Origin of the sequence: Rhizobium beringeri (assembly GCF_004306515.1) — a bacterium.
Lineage (GTDB): Bacteria > Pseudomonadota > Alphaproteobacteria > Rhizobiales > Rhizobiaceae > Rhizobium > Rhizobium beringeri.
On sequence record NZ_SILG01000003.1, the window covers coordinates 435753 to 459193 of the forward strand.

The window sequence follows — 23441 nt, forward strand, 5'->3', positions numbered from 1 at the left end:
AGCTGGAGTCTCTTATGAGCCAGGCAAAATCCGCGAGCATCATGGATTCTCGCATCCTCATTCCGGCCGTGGGCGCCGCTTTCAAGAAGCTCAACCCCCGCGCGCTTGCCAGAAACCCGGTCATGTTCGTCGTGGCCACGGTCTCGGTGCTGACCACCGTCCTCTTCCTGCGCGATCTTGTGGCGGGCAACGGCAATCTCGGCTTCTCGTTCCAGATCAATCTCTGGCTCTGGTTCACCGTGCTGTTTGCCAATTTCGCCGAAGCCGTCGCCGAAGGCCGCGGCAAGGCGCAGGCGGATTCGCTGCGCAAGGCCCGCACCGAGACCCAGGCCAAACTGCTGACCGCCAATAACGGCAGCGGCTACCGCATGGTGCCGGGCACCAGTCTCAAGGTCGGCGACCTCGTGCTCGTCGAGGCAGGCGACATCATCCCGTCGGACGGCGAAGTCGTTGAAGGTGTGGCCTCGGTCAACGAAGCGGCGATAACAGGCGAATCCGCCCCTGTCATCCGCGAATCCGGCGGCGACCGCTCGGCCGTCACCGGCGGCACGCAGGTACTCTCCGACTGGATCCGCGTGCGCATCACCGCGGCTGCCGGCTCGACCTTCATCGACCGGATGATTGCGCTCGTCGAAGGCGCCGAACGCCAGAAGACGCCGAACGAGATCGCGCTCAACATCCTGCTCGCCGGTATGACGCTGATCTTCGTGCTTGCGACGGCGACGATCCCGAGCTTTGCCATTTATGCCGGCGGCTCGATCCCGATCATCGTGCTCGTCGCCCTCTTCGTCACGCTGATCCCGACGACGATCGGTGCGCTGCTGTCTGCGATCGGCATCGCCGGCATGGACCGCCTCGTCCGCTTCAACGTGCTCGCCATGTCCGGCCGCGCGGTCGAAGCCGCCGGCGACGTCGACACGCTGCTGCTCGACAAGACGGGCACGATCACGCTCGGCAATCGTCAGGCGACGACCTTCCGTCCAGTTCGTGGTGTTTCCGAACAGGATCTTGCCGATGCCGCTCAGCTCGCCTCGCTTGCCGACGAAACGCCAGAGGGCCGCTCCATCGTCGTGCTTGCCAAGGAGAAATACGCGATCCGCGGCCGCGACATGGCAAGCCTCAAGGCCACCTTCGTGCCCTTCACCGCCCAGACCCGGATGAGCGGCGTCGATCTCGAAGGCGCTTCGATCCGCAAGGGTGCGGTCGATGCCGTGCTGACCTATGTCAACGGCGATGCCTCCTCGAAAAACGGCAGCGAGGTCGTCCGCGAATTGCAGTCGATCGCCGACGAGGTCGCCAAATCAGGCGGCACGCCGCTCGCCGTTGCCCGCGACGGCAGGCTGCTCGGCGTCATCCAGCTAAAGGACATCGTCAAGGGCGGCATCCGCGAGCGCTTCACCGAACTGCGTCGCATGGGCATCCGCACCGTGATGATCACAGGCGATAACCCGCTGACGGCAGCCGCCATCGCCGCCGAGGCCGGCGTCGACGATTTCCTCGCCCAGGCGACGCCGGAGATGAAGCTGGCGCTGATGCGTGAAGAACAGTCGAAGGGCAAGCTCGTCGCTATGTGCGGCGACGGCACCAACGACGCGCCGGCGCTCGCCCAGGCCGATGTCGGCGTTGCCATGAACACCGGCACGGTCGCCGCCCGCGAGGCCGGCAACATGGTCGATCTCGACTCGGACCCGACGAAGCTCATCGAGATCGTCGAGATCGGCAAACAGCTGTTGATGACGCGCGGCGCGCTGACGACCTTCTCGATCGCCAACGACATCGCCAAGTACTTCGCCATCATCCCGGCGATGTTCCTGACCTTCTACCCGCAGCTCGGCGTCCTGAACATCATGGGGCTTTCGACGCCGCAAAGCGCCATCCTCTCGGCGATCATCTTCAACGCGCTGATCATCATCGCGCTGATCCCACTGTCGCTGAAGGGTGTCCGCTACCGTCCGATCGGCGCCGGCGCGCTGCTGTCGCGCAACCTGCTGATCTACGGTGGCGGCGGCATCATCGTTCCCTTCATCGGCATCAAGGCGATCGACATGGCTGTCGCAGCCCTCGGCCTCGCCTGACGGATCCCGTCTGAACACTCGAAGGAGTAAGACAATGTTGAAAGAACTTCGTCCGGCGGTCGTCATGATCGTTGCCACCACCGCCATCACCGGCCTGCTTTATCCGCTTGCCATGACGGGTGCTGCCCAGGCCCTGTTCCCGGCCCAAGCGAACGGCAGCCTGATCGAGAAGAATGGCCAGGTGATCGGCTCGACGCTGATCGGCCAGGCCTTCACCAGCGACAAGTATTTCCACAGCCGTCCCTCGGCCGCCGGCGACGGCTACAATGCGGCCGCCTCCAGCGGCTCGAACCTCGGCCCGACCAGCCAGAAGCTGATCGACCGCGTCAAGGGCGACTATAACGCCGCGAAAGCGGCGAACCCGACGGCTGAAGTGCCCGCCGACCTTGTGACCGCTTCGGGCAGCGGCCTCGATCCTGATATCTCGCCGGAGGCTGCCTATTTCCAGGTGGCGCGTGTTGCCAAGGCGCGAAGCCTTGATGAGGCCAAGGTCAAGGCGCTGGTCGACGGCGCCGTTCAAGGCCGCGAGCTCGGCATTCTCGGCGAACCCACAGTCAATGTTCTGGCGTTGAACCAGAGCCTTGATGCTTCTATGACTGAGTGACCCTGGCAGGCTGGGCACACCCCTTTCCTTCCCTCATCCCTGCGCTCGTCACAGGGGCGAGGGATAGGGAGATGTAGCCCGTCCTCGGCAGCCATCTGCAGAAAGACCATACGCATGCCAGACGACAATCGCGATCAGGCCGGCAGGCCCTCGCCCGATGCGCTTCTCGAAAAAGCTCGGGCGGAGTCGCGCGGTCGTCTGAAGATCTTTCTGGGTGCCGCCCCTGGCGTCGGCAAGACCTACGAGATGCTCGTCTCCGGCCGTGCCAAGATTGCCGACGGTCTCGATGTCGTCATCGGCGTCGTCGAGACCCATGGCCGCAAGGAGACCGAGGCGCTCGTCGCCGGCTTCGAGATCATCCCCCGCGTCGAAATCAGCTACAAGGGCCGGCCGCTCGAGGAAATGGACCTCGACGGCATCCTCGCCCGCAGGCCGGATCTCGTGCTGGTCGACGAACTCGCCCACACCAATGCAGAGGGCAGCCGCCATCCGAAGCGCTATCTCGACGTCAAGGAATTGCTCGATCGCGGCATCGACGTCTATACGACGCTGAACATCCAGCACGTCGAAAGCCTGAACGACGTCGTTTCACAGATTACCCGCATCCGTGTGCGCGAGACGGTGCCGGACTCAATCATCGACCTTGCCGACGACGTCGAGATCATCGATCTGACGCCGGATGATCTGATCAAGCGGCTGCATGACGGCAAGGTCTATATGGCGCGCACGGCCGAGCGGGCGCTCACCAACTACTTCACCCCTGGCAACCTGACGGCGCTGAGGGAACTCGCACTGCGCAAAACTGCCCAGCGCGTCGACGATCAGTTGCTCACCCACATGCAGGCCCATGCCATATCAGGCCCCTGGGCGGCGAGCGAGCGCGTTCTCGTCTCGGTCGACCACCATCCGCGCTCAGCGTCACTGGTGCGCTACGCCGCCCGCATGGCCTCGCGCCTGCGCGCGCCTTGGGCCGCCGTCTACATCGAGACCAACCGCTCGATCAATCTGAGCGAGGCCGAGCGTGACACGGTCGCATGGACGCTGCGCCTTGCCGAGCAGCTCGGCGGCGAGGCGATCACCCTTCCCGGCCGCGAGGTCGCCGAAGAGCTCGTCGGTCACGCCACCGCCAACAACGTCACCCACATCGTCATCGGCGCCCCGAAGAAGCCGACATGGCGCGACTGGTGGAGCCGCTCGATCACCGACGAACTGATCCGCAGGGCCGGAGAGATCAGCGTCCACGTCATTTCAGGCAGTGAGAAGGACGGCACCACCACGCGGGGCGTCAAGGCCGCCGTCACCGCGCCGCCACTGGATTTCAGGGCCTACCTGCTGGCAACCTTTTATGTCGCCATCGCGCTCGGCGTCAGCGTCGTGCTCGACCAGGTGCTCGACGTGCGCAACCTCGCCCTCGTCTTCCTGATGGCGGTGCTGACCTCCGCCGTCCTCCACGGCCTGCGGCCGGCACTCTACAGCTGCATCCTCAGTGCGCTTTCCTTCAACTTCTTCTTCCTGCCGCCGCGTTACACGCTGACGATCAGCGATCCGGAAAGCGTGCTCGCCCTCTTCTTCTTCCTGGGCGTCGCCATCATCGCCAGCAACCTGACGGCGACTGTGCAGCGGCAGGCCGCCGCCGCCCGCCAGCGGGCGCGCACGACTGAAGACCTTTATCTCTTCTCGAAAAAGCTCGCCGGCACCGGCACGCTCGATGATGTGCTCTGGGCGACCGCCTTCCAGCTCGCCTCGATGCTGAAGGTCCGCGTCGTGCTGTTGCTGCCGGAAGAGGGCAGCATCGCCGTCAAGGCCGGTTATCCGCCTGATGACACGCTCGACGATGCCGATATTGCCGCCGCCCGCTGGGCCTGGGAACACAATCACGCCGCTGGCCGCGGGGCCGATACCTTGCCCGGCGCCAAACGCCTCTACGTGCCGCTCAGAACCGGGCGCACCGCCGTCGGTGTCATCGGCCTCGACAGCGACCGCCGCGACGGACCGCTGCTGACGCCAGAGCAACAGCGGCTGCTCGATGCGCTGGCCGACCAGGCGGCCCTTGCCATCGAACGCGTCCAGCTCGTCGCCGATGTCGACCGGGCAAGACTTGGGGCCGAAGCAGACCGGTTGCGCTCGGCCCTGCTGACTTCGATCTCGCACGACCTGAAGACACCGCTTGCCGCCATCCTCGGCGCCGCCGGCACGCTGCGCGATTATTTCGCCTCGATGCCGGAGGAGGACCGCAGCGACCTGCTGTCGACCGTCGTCGACGAATCCGAACGCCTCAACCGCTTCATCGCCAACCTGCTCGATATGACCAAGATCGAATCCGGCGCGATGGAGCCGAACTATGCGCTGCATTATGCCGGCGATATCGTCGGCAGCGCACTTCGCCGTGCCGCAAAGATCCTCGACGGCCACAAGACCGAGATGAGCATTCCCGCCGACCTGCCGATGGTGCGCGTCGATCCTGTCCTGTTCGAGCAGGTGATCTTCAACTTGCTTGACAATGCCGCGAAATACGCGCCCGAGGGATCGGTGATCCAAATCGAGGGCTGGGCCGATGCCGACAACGTCCTCGTGCAGATTTCGGACGAAGGCCCAGGCATTCCGCCGGCCGATCTTAACCGCGTCTTCGATACCTTCTACCGCGTGCGCAAGGGAGATCAGGTGCGCGCCGGCACCGGCCTTGGCCTTTCCATCTGCCGTGGCTTCATCGAGGCGATGGGCGGTACGATCACCGCCGGCAACCGGATGGGCCGTCCGGGCGCCGTCTTCACCATCCGCCTTCCGAAACCCAACGACATTCCGAAACTGGATGAACTCCGATGACCGGTTCAGCCGTCAAAATCCTCGTCGTCGACGACGAGCCTCCAATCCGCAAGCTGCTTCGCGTCGGCCTGACCGCGCAGGGCTACGAGGTGCGCGAGGCGCCAAACGCCAGCGCAGCCCGGCAGTCGGTCGCCGATGACATGCCCGATCTCATCGTGCTCGACCTCGGCCTGCCCGACACCCCCGGCCACGACCTGCTGCAGGCGTGGCGCGACGAAGGCCTTTCCATGCCGGTCGTCATTCTGTCCAGCCGCACCGACGAGGCCGGCATCGTCAAGGCGCTGGAAAGCGGCGCCGACGATTACGTCACCAAGCCCTTCGGCATCAACGAACTCGGCGCCCGCATCCGCGTGGCGCTGCGCCACCGCCTGCAGCAACAGGGCGAAAAGGCGATCTTCCAGACCGGCGGGCTGTCGATCGATCTCGTCAAGCGCATCGTCAAGGTCGACGGCCAGGAAATAAAGCTGTCGCCGAAGGAATACGACATCCTGCGCGTGCTCGCCCAGCATGCCGGCAAGGTGCTGACACACCAGTTTCTTCTAAAGCAGGTATGGGGGCCGGCGGCGGATGTGCAGTATCTGCGCGTCTACGTCCGGCAACTGCGGCAAAAGGTCGAGCAGATTCCGGACCAGCCGCACTATATCACCACGGAGACCGGCGTCGGCTACCGGCTCAGGGAACCGGATTGACCTCCCTTCCCTCCCGCTGCCCGAATAGTATCGAGCCCGAACAGCATCGAGAATGACATGAACCTTCCCAACATCATCCGGCCGGAACACACCTTCATCGGCGTGTCGGCGCCGACCAAATGGCGCGCGCTGCAGACCGTAGCCGACAAAGCCGCCAAGGCTTTCTCCGTCGATGGCCAGATCATCCTGAAGGCGCTGGAAGCGCGTGAGAAGCTCGGTTCCACCGGCATCGGCAACGGCATTGCCATCCCGCATGCGGCGATCGACGGCATGACCAGTCCGCGCGGCCTTCTCCTCCGCTTCGCCCAACCGTTGGATTTCGAGGCGATCGACGATATCCCGACCGACATCGCCTTCGTGCTGCTCTTCGGAGAAAATAATCGCGGCGAATATCTGAACGTGCTTTCCGCCATCGCCAGGCGGCTGCAATCGGACGGCGCGCTTGCCGCCATGCGCAAGGCAAGAACGGTCGACGAATTCTATTCCGATTTCATCGCCGATTCACGGGTGTGACGGCATTGTTTTAAATAAAAAAGGCGCGGCCCGAAGGTCGCGCCCACTCGTCTGCAATGAGACGATCTTAAAAGTCGCGCTGGAAGCGCAGGAAGCCGAACACTTCGTCGTCGCCTTCGTCCTCATCGTGATATTGCACGCTGAGCTTCGTACGCAGATCGTCGACGATCTGGTAGTCGATGGTGACACCGGTGGTATAGGCACTGCCGCCGGTGAAGCCGTTGCCGTCAGCCTCGAGAGCGATGTTTTCGAAGTACTGGAAGCCGGGAGTGACCTTCCACTTGTCGTTGATCTTCAAGGCATACTCAGCTGCGATCGTCCATTCGGACTCTTCGTAGTAGTAGTTGGCGCCGCTTGCCCATACGCCGGCAATGCCGAGCGTGCCCGGGCCGATGTCAGCATAGACGATACCGCGGACAGCGACTTCGCTGGTGTCGGTGTCATAACCGGCAAGCAGGTAAGCGCTGATGGCGCCGGCCTTGTAGGAGACCTGGCCTGCGACACCGAAGTTGTTCGGGCCGTCGCCCGGCTTGGTGGCGTAGTCTTCTTCCAGTTCGTCGACCGAGATGCCGGCCGCGAAAGCGCCATTCTCGTACTGATAACGGATCGAGTTGTGGGTCGTCTCGTTGCTGGCGAGCGTATCGGTCTCGCCGCTCATGTCGTCATCCCACCAGCTGTACAGCTTACCGACGCGGAAACCGGCAATGTCGATATAGCCTTCATCGAGCAATGCTTCCTGGTCAGTGGCATTGTCGACATTGTAACGCAGCGTGATGACGCCGGTGAGCGTGCCGTACTCGGTGTCGTTCTTGGCCTGGAAGGTGACCTGACCGCGAGTCCAGAAGTCTACGTCGGAGTCGCCGGAAATATGGTCACCGAAGCGCACTTCGGTACGAATGTAACCGCCGATCGAAAGGCATGTTTCCGTCCCCGGAATATAAAAATAGCCGGTACCGTAGGCGTCGCAAACGCGAACATATTCCACGGGCTCGGGTTCCGCCGCCACGATGGCGTCGGCTGCGCGGGCTCCGGAGGCCGCGGCAAGGGCGGCGACGGAGGCAAAAAGGATAGTTCTGATATTCATTTTGAATGGCCCTTAACAGGTTTGGAATGCGAGGCGCACTTCAAGGGTTGCCCCCGCGTAGCGGTCGGCGAATACGACCGCAACGGAGGCCATATAGGAATCCGCAAGTGGCATAGCGGCAAAATCTTGGCAAAAATCTGCATCACCATGTCGTTTTCGTGGAGGAACTGTGGCCAAAAAAACACGGCCCCGCGGGAGGGAGCGCCCGGCGACCAATTGGCCGCGGCCAACTTCGGCACGTCCATTTCCAAATTGTCCCTTAAATGGAATGGCATTCTAACAGCCATGCCGGAACCGGAAGAACCTTTGTTTCATTATACGACCGAGTTGATAGAGTTAAGACAGAAAACAGGAGGGTTCCCCATGCAGACACAACGGCTCACCCGGCTCCTCGCGGCGGCGGTCATGGCAGGCAGCTTCGCGATCGGAAGCATTGCTCCCGCATTCGCAGATCAGACGCTTCTTAACGTTTCCTACGATCCGACCCGCGAATTGTATAAGGATTTCAATGCCGCCTTTGCCGCCAAGTGGCAAAAGGACAGCGGTGAAACCGTGACGATCCAGGCTTCGCATGGCGGTTCCGGCGCCCAGGCCCGCTCCGTCATCGACGGTCTCGACGCCGACGTCGTGACGCTTGCCCTCGAAGGCGATATCGACGCCATCGCCAAGGCGACCGGCAAGATCCCAGCCGACTGGAAGACCAAATTCCCCAACAATTCGACGCCCTATACGTCGACGATCGTCTTCCTCGTCCGCAAGGGCAACCCGAAGGGCATCAAGGATTGGGGCGACCTGGTCAAGGACGACGTGCAGGTCATCACCCCGAACCCGAAGACCTCGGGCGGCGCCCGCTGGAACTTCCTTGCCGCCTGGGCCTGGGCCAAGCAGGCGAATGGCGGCGACGAAGCCAAGGCGCAGGATTACGTTGCGAAACTGCTGCAGCACGTCCCGGTTCTCGACACCGGCGCTCGCGGCGCCACGACCACCTTCGTCCAGCGCGGCCTCGGCGACGTGCTGCTCGCCTGGGAAAACGAAGCCTATCTTTCGCTCGAAGAGCTCGGTCCCGACCAGTTCGAGATCGTGACCCCGGCTTTCTCCATCCGTGCCGACCCGCCAGTCGCCATCGTCGACGGCAATGTCGACAAAAAGGGCACGCGCAAGGTCGCCGAAGCCTATCTCAACTACCTCTATTCGGACGAAGGCCAGAAGATCGCCGCCAAGCACTATTATCGGCCGATCAAGCCGGAAGCTGCCGATCCGGCTGACATCGCCCGCTTCCCGAAGCTGACGCTGGCGACCATCGACGACTTCGGCGGCTGGAAGAGCGCACAGCCTAAATTCTTCGGCGACGGCGGCGTATTTGACCAAATCTACAAGCCGGCCCAATAATAGACTTCATGAAAGCACATAGCCCCACGCGGTGGCGGTTCAAACGGCCGAGCGTCATTCCGGGTTTCGGAATGGCGCTCGGCCTTACCTTGACCTGGCTCACCCTTCTGATCCTCATCCCGCTCTCGGGCCTTGCCGTCCGGTCGAGCGCGCTCGGCTGGGAGAAATTCTGGTCGATCGCGTTCGATCAGCGCACGCTGAACGCACTGCGCATCAGCTTCGGCAGCGCCTTCATCGCCGCAATCGTCAATGCCGTGTTTGGCATCGTCCTCGCCTGGGTACTGGTACGTTACCGTTTCCCCGGCAAGCGCATCATCGATGCCATGGTCGACCTGCCCTTCGCGCTGCCGACGGCCGTTGCCGGCATCGCACTGGCGACGCTTTATGCGCCGAACGGCTGGATCGGCCAGTTCCTGACGCCGCTCGGCATCAAGATCGCCTTCACGCCTGCCGGTATTGTCGTGGCGCTGATCTTCGTTGGTCTGCCCTTCGTGGTGCGCACCGTGCAGCCCGTCATGGAGGAGATCGACAAGGAAGTGGAGGAGGCCGCGGCAACGCTCGGCGCCAACCGTTTCCAGACGATTTTCCGCGTGCTGCTGCCGGGGCTGGCGCCCGCCGTGCTCACCGGCTTCGCGCTCGCCTTTGCCCGCGGCGTCGGCGAATACGGCTCGGTCATCTTCATCGCCGGCAACCTCCCGTTCAAATCGGAGATCGCGCCGCTGCTGATCATCATCAAACTCGAAGAATATAATTACGCGGCAGCGACCGGAATTGCGGCGATCATGCTGGTCCTCTCGTTCGCCCTGCTGCTCGTCATCAATCTCATCCAGAGCTGGAGCAGGCGGAGGTACGGCTATGGCGCTTGATGCGACCGCTCAACCGGCGAAGCTGCGGTCGGTGACCACCGAAAACAGGATCGCGCGCTTCACCCTGATCATCCTCTCGCTCGTCTTCCTGTTGCTGATCCTGCTTTTGCCACTCGCAGCCGTCTTCGTGGAAGCCTTCCGCAAGGGAGCCGGCCCCTTTCTGGAGGCGCTCGCAGACGCCGAGACCTTCTCGGCGATCCGCCTGACGCTGATCGTTGCCGGCGTCAGCGTGCCTCTCAACCTCGTCTTCGGGGTCGCCGCCGCCTGGGCGATCGCCAAGTTCGAGTTCAAGGGCAAGGCCTTCCTGACGACGCTGATCGACCTGCCCTTCTCGGTCTCACCCGTCATATCGGGCCTGGTCTTCGTTCTGCTGTTCGGCGCCAATACCTGGCTCGGCCAATGGTTCAGCGCTCACGACATCAAGATCCTGTTCGCCGTGCCAGGATTGATCCTCGCCACCATGTTCGTCACCTTCCCCTTCGTCGCCCGCGAGCTGATCCCGCTGATGCAGGAACAGGGAACCGCCGACGAGGAGGCAGCCCTTTCGCTCGGCGCCAGCGGCTGGCAGACCTTCTGGCATGTGACGCTGCCGAATATCAAATGGGGCCTGCTCTACGGCGTGTTGCTCTGCAACGCCCGCGCCATGGGCGAATTCGGCGCCGTCTCGGTGGTGTCAGGCCACATCCGCGGCCAGACGAACACCATGCCGCTGCAGGTGGAAATTCTCTATAACGAGTATAATTTCACCGGCGCTTTTGCCGTCGCCACACTTTTGGCCTTGCTCGCGCTCGTGACTCTTGTTTTGAAGACGCTGCTGGAAATGCGCTATAGCGCGGAAATCGCCGCCAGCCGGCGGCACTGAAGGATTTGGAATGGAAGTACGCGTTCAAAACATTCGCAAGGAATTCGATCGTTTTCCGGCGCTGCACGATGTCTCGCTCGACATTCGCTCCGGCGAGCTGATCGCACTGCTGGGCCCCTCGGGCTCCGGCAAGACGACATTGCTGCGCCTGATCGCCGGCCTCGAAAGCCCGACGGAGGGGCTGATCTTCTTCGGCGACGAGGATGCCTCGAAGAAATCAGTGCAGCAACGCAATATCGGCTTCGTCTTCCAGCACTATGCCCTCTTCCGCTATATGACGGTGCTCGAAAACGTCTCCTTCGGCCTCAAGGTCAGAAACAGTGCGCGGCGGCCGCCCAAGGCTGATATCCGCAGGCGGGCGCTCGAACTGCTCGACCTCGTCCAGCTTTCCGGTCTCGAAAAACGCTACCCCGCCCAGCTTTCAGGCGGCCAGCGCCAGCGTGTGGCGCTCGCCCGTGCCATGGCCGTCGAGCCGAACGTGCTGCTGCTCGACGAACCCTTCGGCGCACTCGACGCCCAGGTGCGCAAGGACCTGCGCAAATGGCTGCGCGATATCCACGATCGAACCGGACATACCACCGTCTTCGTCACCCACGACCAGGATGAGGCGCTGGAGCTTGCCGACCGCGTCGTGGTCATGAGCCAGGGCGCGATCGAACAGGTCGGCACGCCGGACCAGGTCTACGACAATCCGAATTCTCCCTTCGTCTTCGGCTTCATCGGCCAGTCGAACTGCCTGCAGGTCGAGGTTGCCGACGGCGACATCCGATTCGAAGGCCGCTCGCTCGGCCTCAATGCCGAAGGCGAGCCGGACGGCACGGCGCAGCTCTATTTCCGCCCGCACGACGTCAGGCTCTGCGAATCAGCTGAAAACTGTATCGCCGGCCAGCCGGTCTCCAGCCGCCGCGTGGCAGGCACCCGCCATATCGAATTGGATATCGGCAATGATCGCCCGCATATAGAGATCGAATTGCCGCCGAGCGAGGCCGACAGGCTTGACCGCAACCGGGTAGCCTTCAAGCCGACCCGCTGGAAACTGTTCCGCAGCTGATGGAGATTGGGGCCCGCCGCCCATGGGGTCGCGCGTCTTTTCAAACGCGCTACTCTGCAACACATTGAATTTCTTCATAATTTTATGCTGGAATCGATTCCGATCTCAGGAATTATGCAATGGCTCATCGCCGGAATCGTATTTGGCGAGAGTCTCTTAAGGTTTTTGTTATCTAAGGTTGTTTGTATTTCAGTCATATGACGAGTAAAACGTTTTCGCTTAATCATTAAGGGCTGGACTAATCCCATAGGAGGCACCTGGCGTTGAGGGCGGAGATTTCCTTTGGAAAATCCCTGATCGGGATTTTGTTCGTAGGACTGGCAGCGGCAAGCTGCACGACGACATCGAAACCGGCGGCAACGGCGGCGAACACCAAGACGAAGCAGGGCCAAGCGGCGAAAGTTACGTTCAATTATACGGCCAAAGACCGCGAGTGCCTGCAGCGCGCGATGTATTTCGAATCGCAGCATTCGGACGAGGATGGCTACATGGCTGTCGGGACCGTCGTCATGAACAGGCTCACCTCCGGCGCCTATCCCCCGTCCATCTGCGGCGTGGTGGCCCAGAAAAGGCAGTTCGCGCCCGGCGTGATGACGCGCGAAGTCAAGCCGCAGGCGGAAACTGAGCTTGCTACCGCGGCCGATGCGATCCTTATTAAGGGCGCACGCCATCCCGCGGTGAAGGACGCGATGTTCTTCCACACCGATGGGCTGAAATTCCCTTACGACAACATGCACTATGTGACGGTCGCCGGCGGCAACGCCTTCTACGAGAAGCGCGACGCCAACGGCACGCTTGAAACGCCGCCGCCGCTGCCCTCTTACGAGGTGGCGATGAACTATGTGCCCGGCGAAAGCATGCTGCCGCCGCAATTCGAGGCATTGATCCCCTCGGCGGTTCCCGTTCCTCTGCCGGCTCCGGACCCCATGGCGACGGCGAGCACCGGGCAGATGCGGATAGTTGCGCCGGTAACCTCGCCGGAAACATCGGTGGAGCCCGAGCCGGGAATGCCCATCGCGATCCCTATTCCCCGCCCCGCCTATGACAGCGTGATGCTGGGTGAAAGCCTTCCGGCGAACGGCGGTTAAACCGCCGTTCGGGTTTATAAGGTGGAGGCGTGTTTTTGTTTCCGCGCAATTTCGGACGCAAAAGTGCGAAGCGGTTTTGCTGGAATTGCTTTAGGCGCGCTCTTCCCAGACCTTCGCAAGCTCCACGATCGTTTTGACCGCCTTTTCCATGTCCTGGCGGCTCACCCATTCGAGCGGCGAGTGGAAGGCATGGCCGCCGGCGAAGATGTTCGGGCACGGCAGTCCCATGAAGGAAAGGCGCGAGCCATCCGTGCCGCCGCGAATGCTGCCGCGCACCGGCGTCACGCCGGCCCGGCGCACTGCCTCGATAGCGTTCTCGACGATCTCCGGGTGACGATCGAGCACCACCTTCATGTTGCGATACTGTTCCTTCACTTGGAAATGATAGGTCGAGCCGGGATAGGCTGATATCACGTCCTTGACGATGGCTTCGAGCAGCGTTTCCTTTTCCTTGAGCCCCTTGTCGGTGAAGTCACGGATGATGAAGCTCAGCGACGCCTTCTCCATCGAGCCGGTCACGCCTGTGGGATGGATGAAACCCTGCCGGCCTTCCGTGGTCTCGGGGGCAATATCCCTCGGCAGCCGGTCGATGATGGCGCCGGCGATCTTGATGGCGTTTTCCATGCGATCCTTGGCAAAGCCGGGATGGATTGCCACGCCTGATATGCTGATCTCGACGCCGTCGGCCGAGAAGGTCTCGTCCTCGATATGGCCTGATGTCTCGCCGTCCATCGTATAGGCGAAGTCGGCACCGAGTTTCTTCAGGTCGACCTTGTTGACGCCGCGCCCGACTTCCTCGTCGGGCGTGAACAGGATCTTGATCGTCCCGTGCCTGATATCGGGATTGTCGACGAGCAGCCGGGCCGCGGTCATGATCTCAGCCAGTCCCGCCTTGTCGTCGGCGCCGAGCAATGTCGTTCCATCGGTCGTGACGATGTCGTTGCCGATCTGGTTCTTCAGCTCGGGATGATCGCTGACGCGGATCACCCGGCCCGCATCGCCGGCAAGCTTGATATCGCCGCCGGCATAATTCCTGACGATCTGCGGCTTGACATTAGTGCCGCTGAAATCGGGCGCCGTATCCATGTGCGAGCAGAAACAGATGACCGGCACCGTCTTGTCACTATTGGCCGGAATGGTCGCGTAGACATAGCCGTGTTCATCGAGATGCGCGTCGGCAAGACCGATCTTCAGCAATTCATCGACCAGAACCCGGCCGAGATCCTTCTGCTTGCCGGTGGTCGGCTGCGTCGACGAGGCAGGGTCGGACTGCGTGTCGATAACGACATAACGGAGAAAGCGGTCGAGAACAGTGTCGGTCATGGCATCCAATCCAGCAAGATTATACGGACGATATAGCCCTCCTGGGTGACGCGGCAAAAGATTTTTCCGCTCGCAGCACGTGAGGAATGACCGTTCAATCCATTTCATGGGCCCCTGTCGGATACCGGAACCGAGACCACATGTGAAACCAGCCTGCCGTCGCTGACCTCATGCATGAGGAAGGAAGGAGCGTCGATCACCGAAAGATCCGCACGGCCTTCCAGCAGAAGCGGATTGGGCGGGCAGAGGGAGCCGCAGGTCTGGACAGGGATCGATCCCAACCGACCGAATGCAGGTCGGTGGACATGGCCGCAGAGAATCGCCAGCGGCAGCCTGTGCATCGTCTCCAGGGTGCTGAGAAGCGCACTGCCGTTCCTGCATCCGACCTGGTCCAGCACCTCGATGCCAATCCCAAATGGCGGCTGATGCATGAAGAGAAGGGAGGGCGTCGTCACATCCGCAAGCACGCTCATCAGCCATAGCAGATGCGGCAGGACGTCGCCGTAGCTCTGACCGGCGACGGTCACATCGACACCGAAGAGGGTCAGATCGTCGACGGCTGTCCGGAAATGCATCGGTCCCGTCGCATTGATCCATGGGCCGACGGCGGCAAGTTCGGAACGCATCAATTGCACATCGTCACCATTGCCCGGCAACAGGTGGACAGGGCAGTCCAGCGACCGCAGGCTTTCGGCGACCAGGCGATAGCCGTGCCGCCATCCGTCGTCCACCAGATCTCCGGTGACAACAAGCACATCCGGGCGGAACGTCTTCAGCCACGCTATCGCCCGCTCCAGCGTCCGCAGCGACGAAAGGTCTGGCCCTGCATGGATATCGGATATCTGCGCAACGAGCATATTCTGCCTCCTCGCCTCTGCTGGAGACAATATGCCGAAACCGATAGCGTCAGGCTACCGGCCTTCGACCATTCAGTCGACGCGTTTTCCGTCGCCGTCGAACACATGCAGATACTGGGCCGGGAAGGCGACATTGACCTTCGGACCTGCCTTCAGCGCGTCGCGATTCAGCGTGAAGATCTTGAATGGCAGCCCGTGCAGGGCAAGGTGCAGGATGATGCCGAAGCCTGTCGGTTCGACGAGTTCCACATCCGCGGCAAGCCCCGCCCCGCCGTCACTCATCAGCACATGCTCCGGACGGATGCCGAGCGTCACCTTTGCGCCGTCGACAAGCGGCAAAGGCTTTGCAAGCGGCACGATCGTGCCGTCCTTCAGCTTCACGCCGCCGGCATCATAGCTGGCCTCGAGGAAATTCATCCCCGGCGAGCCGATGAAGCCGGCGACAAAGAGATTGGCGGGGCGGTCGTAGAGTTCCAGGGGACTGCCGACCTGCTGGACCACCCCGCCATGCATGGCGACAATCCGGTCCGCCAGCGTCATTGCCTCGATCTGGTCGTGGGTCACGTAGATCGAGGTCGCCTTCAGGTCGCCATGCAGTTTCTTGATTTCGGCGCGCATCTGTTCGCGCAGGCGCGCATCGAGGTTGGACAGTGGTTCGTCGAACAGGAAGGCCTTCGGCTGGCGCACGATGGCGCGGCCCATGGCGACGCGCTGGCGCTGGCCTCCGGAAAGCGCCTTCGGCCTGCGTTCGAGCAGCGGATCGAGGCCGAGTTTGGCGGCGGCTGCAGCCACCGCACTGGTGATTTTCTCCTTCGCCACCTTCCGCAGCCTGAGGCTGTAGCTCATATTGCCGGCAACGTTCATATGCGGGTAAAGCGCATAGGACTGGAACACCATGGCGATGTCGCGATCCTTGGGATGCAGCTCGTTGACCCTTACGCCAGCGATGCGGATCTCGCCTGATGTGACTTCCTCCAGGCCGGCGATCATGCGCAGCAGCGTGGACTTGCCGCAGCCGGACGGGCCGACGAGCACGACGAATTCGCCGTCCCGGATTTCGAGGTCGACGCCGTGCAGCACCTGCACATGGCCATAGGCTTTGCGGATATTCTGGATATCGATCGATGCCATTTGTTTAACCCTTGACCGCGCCGGCCGTCAGGCCCTGGACGAGATAGCGCTGGATAAGCAGGAAGAAGAGGCCGGCCGGAATGAGCGCCATGACGCCCGCCGCCATCATCTGTCCGAAATCAACCGAGAATTTCGAAACGAAGGTGAGAAGGCCGACCGGGAAGGTCGCCGCGTCATTGCCGTTGATCAGCATCAGCGCGAAGAGCAGCTCGCTCCAGGCGGCGGTGAAGACGAAGCCGAGTGTGGCGGCGATACCCGGCAGGGTCAGCGGCAGGATGATCTGGCGAAACGCCGTGAACTGCGTCGCCCCGTCGATCTTCGCCGCCTCTTCGAGATCCCTCGGAATGCCGTCGAAGAAGGACTGCATCAGGAAGGTGGCGAAAGGCACGTTGAAGGCGGTGTAGACGATGACGAGCCCGGTCAGGCTGTTGGTCAGATGCAGCGGCGACAAGATCTTGAAGATCGGCGCCACCAGCATGACCAGCGGGAACATCTGGGTCAGCAGCATCAGGGCGACGATCCAGTATTTTGCCCGGAAATTGAAGCGCGACAGTGCGTAGCCAGATAGCGAGGCGCAGATCGTTACCGTCACTGCCGTCGAGGCAGAGACGATCAGGCTGTTCTTGAAAAAGGTCGGAAAGGCGCTGTGCCGCAGCACGAAAGCATAATGATCCCAAGTCGTGCGCGACGGCCACATGCGCACGCCTTCGCTATAGAGCAGGTCGTTCGGCGTCACCGACACCTTGAGCAGCCAGAACAGCGGAAAGAGCGCGAAGGCGATGTAGCAGAGGATCGCCAGGCGGTGTGCTATGGTGGGAATGACGGATCGTCTCATGATCTCAATCCTTGTTCAGCAGCGTCTGCCGGAGCAGGATGATCAGCATCGAATAGGCAAGCAGCAGCACGAGCAGCACCAGCGCGATCGCCGAGGCATAACCGAAATCGAGTCGCCTGAAAGCTGTCGTGAAAATGTAGCTGGCGACGATCTGCGTCCGGTCCGCCGGCCCGCCATTGGTCATGACGACGATGAGATCCGCGAAATTGGAAATCCACACGGTGCGCAGCAGCACGGTGATGGCGATCGTTGGCGCCAGAAACGGCAGGGTGATCGAGCGGAAGCGCTGGAACCAGCCGGCGCCGTCGATCGATGCTGCCTCATAGAGATCGCGCGGGATCGCCTGCAAGGCGGCAAGCAGGGTAATGGCGAAGAACGGAATCCCCCACCAGACATTGGCGACGATCGGTCCCCACATCGCATAATTGGGATCGGAGAGGATATTGCCCGGCTCATGCATCAGCCCGAGGGCGAAGAGCCAGTGCGGGATCGGTCCGATGACGGGATTGAACAGCCAGGCCCAGTTGAGGCCGGCGAGAAAGGACGGCACGGCCCAGGGCAGGAAGACCAGCGCCTGCGCGATTGCCCTGCCCTTGAACGGTTTGTCGAGCAGCAGCGCCAGGATCAGCCCGAAAACGAACTGCAGGACGACGGAAGCGCCCGTCCACCAGAGCGTATTCCGCAGCGCCCCGTAGAAGGCGGCATCGCCGGCAAGCTCGCGGAAGTGATCGAGCCCGATGAAGCCGCCGGAAAACGGATTGAGCAGCTGGATATCGCGGAAGGCGTAGGAAATGCCGACCGTCAGCGGCACCAGCATCACCGCAATGATCAGGATCAGCGACGGTGCGCTGTAGAGATAGGGCTCCGAAGCATCGGCAACGCGACGCAGCCATGGCCTGCGGTCGCGACGCATGTCGAGCGTATCGGCGGAAATGGTCATCAGCCAAAAGGTCCCGTTCGCGGCGTTCATGCGCCGTCTGTGTCATCAAAGTAGCGACGGCGGCCCCGTCGAAAGGCCGCCGCCGTCAGTCCGTTGCTTATTTCTTGGCGAGGAACTTCTGCTGCGCCTTGGTGAGGTATTCCGCCCATTGGTCGGCCAGATCCTTCGCCGAGATATCGCCGAGCAATGCCTGCTGCGAGGTCTTGATCGCCAGCGAATCCTTGAAGAAGGCGAATTCCTCGAGGTAGGTCGGCATGACTGTTGGTACCGTATTCGGGTCCGCCAGTTCCTCGAACCAGCCCTTGAACTGGTCACCGGCGTAGAAGGGATCCTTCTCGGCCGCCGTATAGGCCGGCAGGGCGCCGATGCGCTTGTTCCACTCGATATTGCCTTCCGGCCCTTCGAGGGTGGCGATGAGCTTCCAGGAGAGATCCTTGTTGCCGCTGGTCGTGAACATCGACCAGCCGCCATAGCCGATCGTCGGGAAGGACTTGCCGTCGGGACCCTTCGGCAGCGGCATGACGCCGAAATCCTCCTTCTTCATGCGTTCGGCGATGGCGATCAACGCATCCGGATCCTGGTCGAGGAAAGCGCAGGTGCCGGAATAGAAGCCGGCGACGACTTCGTTGAAGCCCCAGTTGACGCTGTCCTTCGGCGCATAGCCCTTCTTGTAGAGATCGACCATCCATTCGATGCCCTTGGCCCAACCGGGGCTGTTCATCGTCGAGGTGCCGTCGTCGTTGAAGTACTTGTTCGAGCCGGCCATCGAGGCGGCAAAGATCATCCAGCCGTTGAGGCCGCCCGCTCCGCCGCGCATGCAGTAGCCGTATTTGCCGGACAGTTTGGAAACCTTTTCCGAAGCGGCGGTGAATTCTTCCATCGTCTTCGGCGGCGCGGCGACGCCGGCTTCCGACAGCAGTTTCTTGTTGTAGAACATCGCCCTGAGATAGAAGCCGTAGGGCAGCATATAGGCGGTGTTCTTGACGTCGCGGCCGAGTTCGAGCGCGCGCGGCGTCAGCTCCTTGGTGTGCTCCCACTTTTCAAGGTAGGGCTCCAGGCTCTCCAGCATGCCGTTATTGGCATAGAGCGATAGCCAGGTATCGGGCATTTCCATCACATCGGGCACGTCGCCGGCCGATACCATGGTCGCGAACTTCTGGAACGCTTCGTTCCAGGGCAGCGAGATGATGTCGACCTTGGTGCCGGGATTGGCGGCTTCGAATTTGCCGACGATGGATTTCAGCGTTTCGGTGCGCTCCGGGCTGGTGATCACTTCGACAAGCTTGAGCGTGGTATCGGCAAAGGCCGTACCCGCCATCATCGAAGCAAAGAGCGTCGAGATTATTAGTTTTTTCATGGCTCAGTTCCCCCTTATTAGGTCTCTCTCGGGTTTCAGGATTGTGAGGCGGCGGCGAGCGCCTCCTCGATGTCTCTCCACAGAGCCTCGGTTCCTTCGAGGCCGACATGGAGACGTACGGATCGCGCATGGATGCCGAAGGCATGTGCGGAATTCGGCTGTGCCTTCTGCTGGAGCACCACCTCGCCCGGTACGATCAGGCTTTCATGTCCACCCCAGCTTACACCCAGTTTGAAGAGCGTGAGGTGATCGGCGAAGGCGCGGATATCGACGCCGTCGCGGAATATGAAGGAAAACAGGCCCGAGGTGCCGTTGAGCCCGGCGGGCAGACGGTTGGCGAGCCCCGGATGGCAGACCGTCTCCACCACGTCGAGCTTCTGCAGGCGCCTGGCGACTTCAAGCGCCGATGCCTCATGGGCTTTCATACGCAGCGGCAGCGTGCGCAACCCGCGGATCAGCAGCCAGGCGTCGAACGGCGAAAGCTTGCCGCCGAGATAAGGATAGGCTTCGGCCTTGACGCGCGCAATCATCGCCTTCGAGCCGGCTATGACGCCCGCCACCACATCGCTATGGCCACCGAGATATTTCGAGGCCGAATGGATGACGAGGTCGACGCCGAGCGTCAGTGGCCGTTGGAAGAACGGGCTTGCCCAGCTGTTGTCGATCATCGAGACGACGCCGTTTTGTCTGGCGAGTGCTGCGAGCGCGCCGACATCATGCGCTTCCATCACCCAGCTCGTCGGGCTTTCCATGTAGAACAGCTTGGCGCCGGGCAGCGCCCTGGCGACCGCTTCCTCGTCGCGCCCGTCGACATAGGTCACCTCGATCTTCATCCGTTTCAGGATGGTGCCGAACAGGCGGAAGGCATCAGGATAGACATGCTTGACGGCAACGATGCGGTCGCCCGGCTCGACGAAGCTTAAGACCGCCGACGAGATCGCCGCCATGCCGCTGGCAAAACCCAACGCATCCTCGGCACCTTCGAGCTTGGCGAGCATTTCCTCGAAGGCACGCACCGTCGGGTTCAGGCCGCGCGTATAAATCGGCCGCACCTTCTCGCCGCGATAAGAGGCGATCATGTCGTCGTAATCGGAAAAGGTGAAAAGCGAAGTCTGGAAAATCGGCGGCACGACCGCGTCTGCGAAGTTGCCTTCGTCGTGAGCCGTGATGAGGGAAGCAAGATCGAACGGTTCTGCGCCGTTACTCATTTGGACATTTCCTTGATGTCTTCCTCGACGATGTCGAGGATTTTCAATGTTTCGGCACGCGCCGCCTCGGGATCCCCGGCAGCGACTGCGTTGAACAGGGTGCGGTGAAAGGGAAAGGACCGGCGCGCGAAATCCTGCCGGTCGAAGGGATGCTCCCAGAAGCGCTCGAAGGTCTCGCGCATCTGCTCGAGAAGCTGGCGAAACAGCGGATTGTGGGTGGCGTCGTAGACAGCGAGGTGAAAGGCCAGATCCTCCGGCCCGGAGGTGCCTTTCTCGATATGCACCCGCTCCATCTCGTTCAGCTTTTCCTCGATGACGACGAGATCCGTGTTCGTGCGCCGCCGGGCCGCGACCATCCCGGCCTCGCATTCAATGCCGCGGCGAACCTCCAGCGTCTGCAGCAGCACGTCGCGCAGATGAACCGTGTCGAGCGACAGCGGCATGTGGATCGTCGCTCTGGAAACCGGTTTCAGCAGATAGGTGCCGCTGCCCTTGCGGGTTTCGATGACGCCCAGCGCCTGGAAGTGTCGGATCGCCTCGCGGATGGTCGAGCGGCCGACGGCAAGGGCTACCATCAGCTCGCGCTCGGCCGGCAGCCGGTCACCCGCCTTCAACCGTGCTTCCTCAACATAGTCCGCCAGCGCATCGGTCACCTGACGCGCGCGATCCATCACCGGAAGCGGCCGGATCACCGGCCTGTCACTGCTATTTGCCTTCATGGTTCCCCATTTTTCTTCTCAGGCAATCAGGCCCCGAATTGGTCTGACATCTTAGCATTTCTGAAAGAGCGAAAGACGTCAAGTCGCGTACAGCGACCTTCTTCTGAAACTTCCCAGAAGTTCGTTGGTTGAAGCCAATGTCCCGTCTGGTTGGGCCTAACCGCTTCAAAACCCCAAAATCCCGCTTGCAAGACAGTCCGGCGGCAACGCAATACCAACGGCTAAAGCACGGTCTCGGTTTGGAGCCGCAGCGGTCTGCATTCGCTCCAAAGGCACCAAACTGCCGAAGAAGCTAACGACGGCTCAGGCCTTCGAGTTTGGTCATCGACCTGCCCGGCGTCTGGTCACAATCGACGTTCAATTGCCGACAAAGACTTTTCGCGAGCTCAATTGAAGTCCAACAACCAGAGCCATCAGCATGAAGTCAGACGCGCCCCAGATAATCTCACCACCCAATGGTCCAGGCAGCGGCCATGCGTTTGCGTCAGCAGCTCAAACACGCTGGGGGCCGCTTTGCGATGAGGAGCCAAGAGGATGCTGACCAGGCAAAGAGAAGCACGACTAAGCTTATGGCGCCCCTCCTCGGATGGTCTCAAAGATCCATGCCACGCCCACGGCTGACAGCCCGCTGACGCCGTTCCGAGATGATCTGCTCATTGCTTTCCCTGCGGACGGTCTGCTGCAGAACTTTCAGCTTTTCCTGCATCACCTCGAAGGCGTGGTGCTGCGCATGTGGCACGCGGTTGACGAGATCCTTTTCGCCGCGAATGATGGCGTTGCGACCAAAGCGCTCATCGAGCGCCGTGCTGACTGCGGCGAATTCCCGGCGAATGGTGGGATCGAGAGAAGCGTCAGGGGCGCTCAGCTTGCGGCCATTGTTCTTCGCCTCAGCGGTCAGCCGCATGAGCACGTCTTCCGCCGCCTTCGACAGACCGGGAATGGCGACTGCCATGCGCCGCCGTTCTTCAGTAATAGCCTGGCGTTCGCCATCGAGCAGATTGACGTAGGCCGAACCGAGCGCCCGCAGGCGGGCCCCGGCTTCAGGCATGGCCTGCACCGCCTTTTTCCGCTCCCGGCCGGCGGCCAGCATCCGGACCATCAGGCGATCGGAACCGCGCAATGCGCCGTAGGCGGACGGATCGTTGGTCACCGCGGCTGCGATGCGCTCGCCAGCAAAACCCTTCTGAAGCAGCTCTTCGATCTTGCCGACGGCGCCGGCCGGATCGCGCCAGATCGTTGATGCCACCGCCGCCAGCGCGGCGCGCTGGTGGCGATACAGTGGTGTGGCCAGAGCGCGAGATCTCGCCTCCTCGTCGACAGGGGTCTTGAACTCGGTGACAGCGGCAAGCATGGGGACATTCTCCTTCTGCGGATCGACACTGGCCGCCGCGACGATCTTCGAACGATCCCACCGCTCGACAAGATGCTGTTCGTCGGCAAAGCGCTTCACGGCCTCGAACAGCCGGGTCAGCTTCTCACCGCTGATACTCGTCAAGTCTTCCGGCATACGCTCGATCATGTTGCGTTCGGCAACCGCATCGGCCTTCGCGGTAAAAGCGCTCCAGCCGAAGCGAGCGCTCAGCGCCTCGCTGACCGCCTTGACCTCCTGGACGATCGAGCGGTCTTCGGTGGCAAGCGCAAAGGCGGTCTTGTAGGCGTCGTCACCTCCTTGCCGGCGCACTGCCTCGATCTCCGTAAGACGTGCCATCGCCTTTTCGGAGAGCGCCGGGATTGGCAATGACATATGGGTGCGGCGGCGCTGCTCACCGAGATCGAAGCGTTCGCCATTCCGGCGGAACTCGGTGGCATGGGCGCGGGCCAGCGGCAGTAGGTCCGTCAAGGCGGTGATCGCGGCATTTCGTTCGTCGCGTGCCGCACGACCATCGATGATCAGATCGGAACCACGCAGGCGGCCGAGCCGATCGGGTGCATTGGCAAGATCGTCTGCAAGCCTGCGCGGTTCGATGCTTGTATCCGATGAAAGCGCGTTCAGGGCGACAAGTGCTGCATCCGGGTCACGATAGATC

20 protein-coding genes are annotated in these 23441 nt (G+C 61.9%); 10 read left to right on the top strand and 10 right to left on the bottom strand.

Annotation, left to right across the window (positions count from 1 at the left end):
* Positions 1-14 precede the first annotated feature (14 nt).
* The 5 genes from kdpB to ELH03_RS29590 all read left to right on the top strand — a co-directional run bounded on the left by kdpB (position 15) and on the right by ELH03_RS29590 (position 6704).
* Positions 15-2075: a potassium-transporting ATPase subunit KdpB gene (kdpB, locus tag ELH03_RS29570; RefSeq protein WP_128404844.1), complete on the top strand. Its 2061-nt coding sequence runs from the start codon at positions 15-17 to the stop codon at positions 2073-2075.
* Between the two features lie 34 nt (positions 2076-2109).
* Complete coding sequence (gene kdpC, locus ELH03_RS29575) at positions 2110-2679, top strand: potassium-transporting ATPase subunit KdpC (protein WP_130767141.1); 570 nt, start codon at positions 2110-2112, stop codon at positions 2677-2679.
* 114 nt (positions 2680-2793) lie between these two features.
* Positions 2794-5502, top strand: coding sequence for a DUF4118 domain-containing protein (locus ELH03_RS29580; RefSeq protein WP_130767142.1), 2709 nt, complete (start codon positions 2794-2796; stop codon positions 5500-5502).
* Positions 5499-6191, top strand: a complete 693-nt coding sequence (locus ELH03_RS29585; protein WP_018246504.1) for a response regulator transcription factor — start codon at positions 5499-5501, stop codon at positions 6189-6191. Before ELH03_RS29580 ends, ELH03_RS29585 begins: the two co-directional genes overlap by 4 nt.
* A 57-nt stretch (positions 6192-6248) precedes the next feature.
* A complete protein-coding gene (locus tag ELH03_RS29590) occupies positions 6249-6704 on the top strand; it encodes a PTS sugar transporter subunit IIA (protein ID WP_128409984.1) in 456 nt (151 codons plus the stop codon).
* A 67-nt stretch (positions 6705-6771) separates the two neighbouring features.
* On the opposite strand, the gene ELH03_RS29595 is transcribed toward ELH03_RS29590, so the two are convergent.
* Positions 6772-7788: a porin gene (locus ELH03_RS29595; protein ID WP_128404848.1), complete on the bottom strand. Its 1017-nt coding sequence runs from the start codon at positions 7786-7788 to the stop codon at positions 6772-6774.
* Positions 7789-8151: 363 nt separating this feature from the next.
* Here ELH03_RS29595 and ELH03_RS29600 point away from each other — a divergent pair, with 363 nt between their 5' ends.
* The 5 genes from ELH03_RS29600 (at position 8152) to ELH03_RS29620 (ending at position 13044) form a co-directional block, all read left to right on the top strand.
* A complete protein-coding gene (locus ELH03_RS29600; protein ID WP_128404849.1) occupies positions 8152-9177 on the top strand; it encodes a sulfate ABC transporter substrate-binding protein in 1026 nt (341 codons plus the stop codon).
* Between the two features lie 8 nt (positions 9178-9185).
* Positions 9186-10043, top strand: a complete 858-nt coding sequence (gene cysT / locus ELH03_RS29605; protein ID WP_128404850.1) for a sulfate ABC transporter permease subunit CysT — start codon at positions 9186-9188, stop codon at positions 10041-10043.
* Entirely contained in the window at positions 10033-10905 is an 873-nt protein-coding gene (gene cysW, locus ELH03_RS29610; protein ID WP_128404851.1) for a sulfate ABC transporter permease subunit CysW, read from the top strand. The genes cysT and cysW overlap by 11 nt, the downstream gene beginning before the upstream one ends.
* A 10-nt stretch (positions 10906-10915) precedes the next feature.
* A complete protein-coding gene (locus ELH03_RS29615; protein ID WP_128404852.1) occupies positions 10916-11956 on the top strand; it encodes a sulfate/molybdate ABC transporter ATP-binding protein in 1041 nt (346 codons plus the stop codon).
* A gap of 263 nt (positions 11957-12219) precedes the next feature.
* Positions 12220-13044 carry a cell wall hydrolase gene (locus ELH03_RS29620; RefSeq protein ID WP_128404853.1) on the top strand — a complete coding sequence of 275 codons (825 nt, stop codon included), beginning with the start codon at positions 12220-12222 and terminating at the stop codon, positions 13042-13044.
* A gap of 90 nt (positions 13045-13134) precedes the next feature.
* Here ELH03_RS29620 and pepT read toward each other — a convergent pair whose 3' ends face one another.
* From pepT to ELH03_RS29665, 9 genes are all read right to left on the bottom strand, one after another.
* On the bottom strand, positions 13135-14367 hold the full coding sequence (gene pepT / locus ELH03_RS29625) for a peptidase T (RefSeq protein WP_128404854.1): 1233 nt from the start codon (positions 14365-14367) through the stop codon (positions 13135-13137).
* A 104-nt stretch (positions 14368-14471) separates the two neighbouring features.
* The gene (locus ELH03_RS29630; protein WP_128404855.1) at positions 14472-15224 is read right to left on the bottom strand and encodes a metallophosphoesterase; all 753 of its coding nucleotides are present in this window, start codon (positions 15222-15224) and stop codon (positions 14472-14474) included.
* 72 nt (positions 15225-15296) lie between these two features.
* The gene (locus ELH03_RS29635) at positions 15297-16355 is read right to left on the bottom strand and encodes an ABC transporter ATP-binding protein (protein WP_128404856.1); all 1059 of its coding nucleotides are present in this window, start codon (positions 16353-16355) and stop codon (positions 15297-15299) included.
* 4 nt (positions 16356-16359) lie between these two features.
* Positions 16360-17190, bottom strand: coding sequence for a carbohydrate ABC transporter permease (locus ELH03_RS29640; protein ID WP_027665653.1), 831 nt, complete (start codon positions 17188-17190; stop codon positions 16360-16362).
* A gap of 4 nt (positions 17191-17194) precedes the next feature.
* Positions 17195-18130 carry a carbohydrate ABC transporter permease gene (locus ELH03_RS29645; protein WP_011655107.1) on the bottom strand — a complete coding sequence of 312 codons (936 nt, stop codon included), beginning with the start codon at positions 18128-18130 and terminating at the stop codon, positions 17195-17197.
* A gap of 97 nt (positions 18131-18227) precedes the next feature.
* Positions 18228-19487 (bottom strand): ABC transporter substrate-binding protein, encoded by a 1260-nt coding sequence (locus ELH03_RS29650; protein WP_128404858.1) that lies wholly within the window; start codon positions 19485-19487, stop codon positions 18228-18230.
* A 35-nt stretch (positions 19488-19522) separates the two neighbouring features.
* Complete coding sequence (locus tag ELH03_RS29655) at positions 19523-20695, bottom strand: PLP-dependent transferase (RefSeq protein WP_128404859.1); 1173 nt, start codon at positions 20693-20695, stop codon at positions 19523-19525.
* A complete protein-coding gene (locus ELH03_RS29660; protein ID WP_130767143.1) occupies positions 20692-21414 on the bottom strand; it encodes a FadR/GntR family transcriptional regulator in 723 nt (240 codons plus the stop codon). The genes ELH03_RS29655 and ELH03_RS29660 overlap by 4 nt, the downstream gene beginning before the upstream one ends.
* Before the next feature lie 592 nt (positions 21415-22006).
* Positions 22007-23441, bottom strand: a 1435-nt coding sequence (locus ELH03_RS29665) for a BID domain-containing protein (protein WP_165447340.1), incomplete at its 5' end; no start/stop codon positions are given.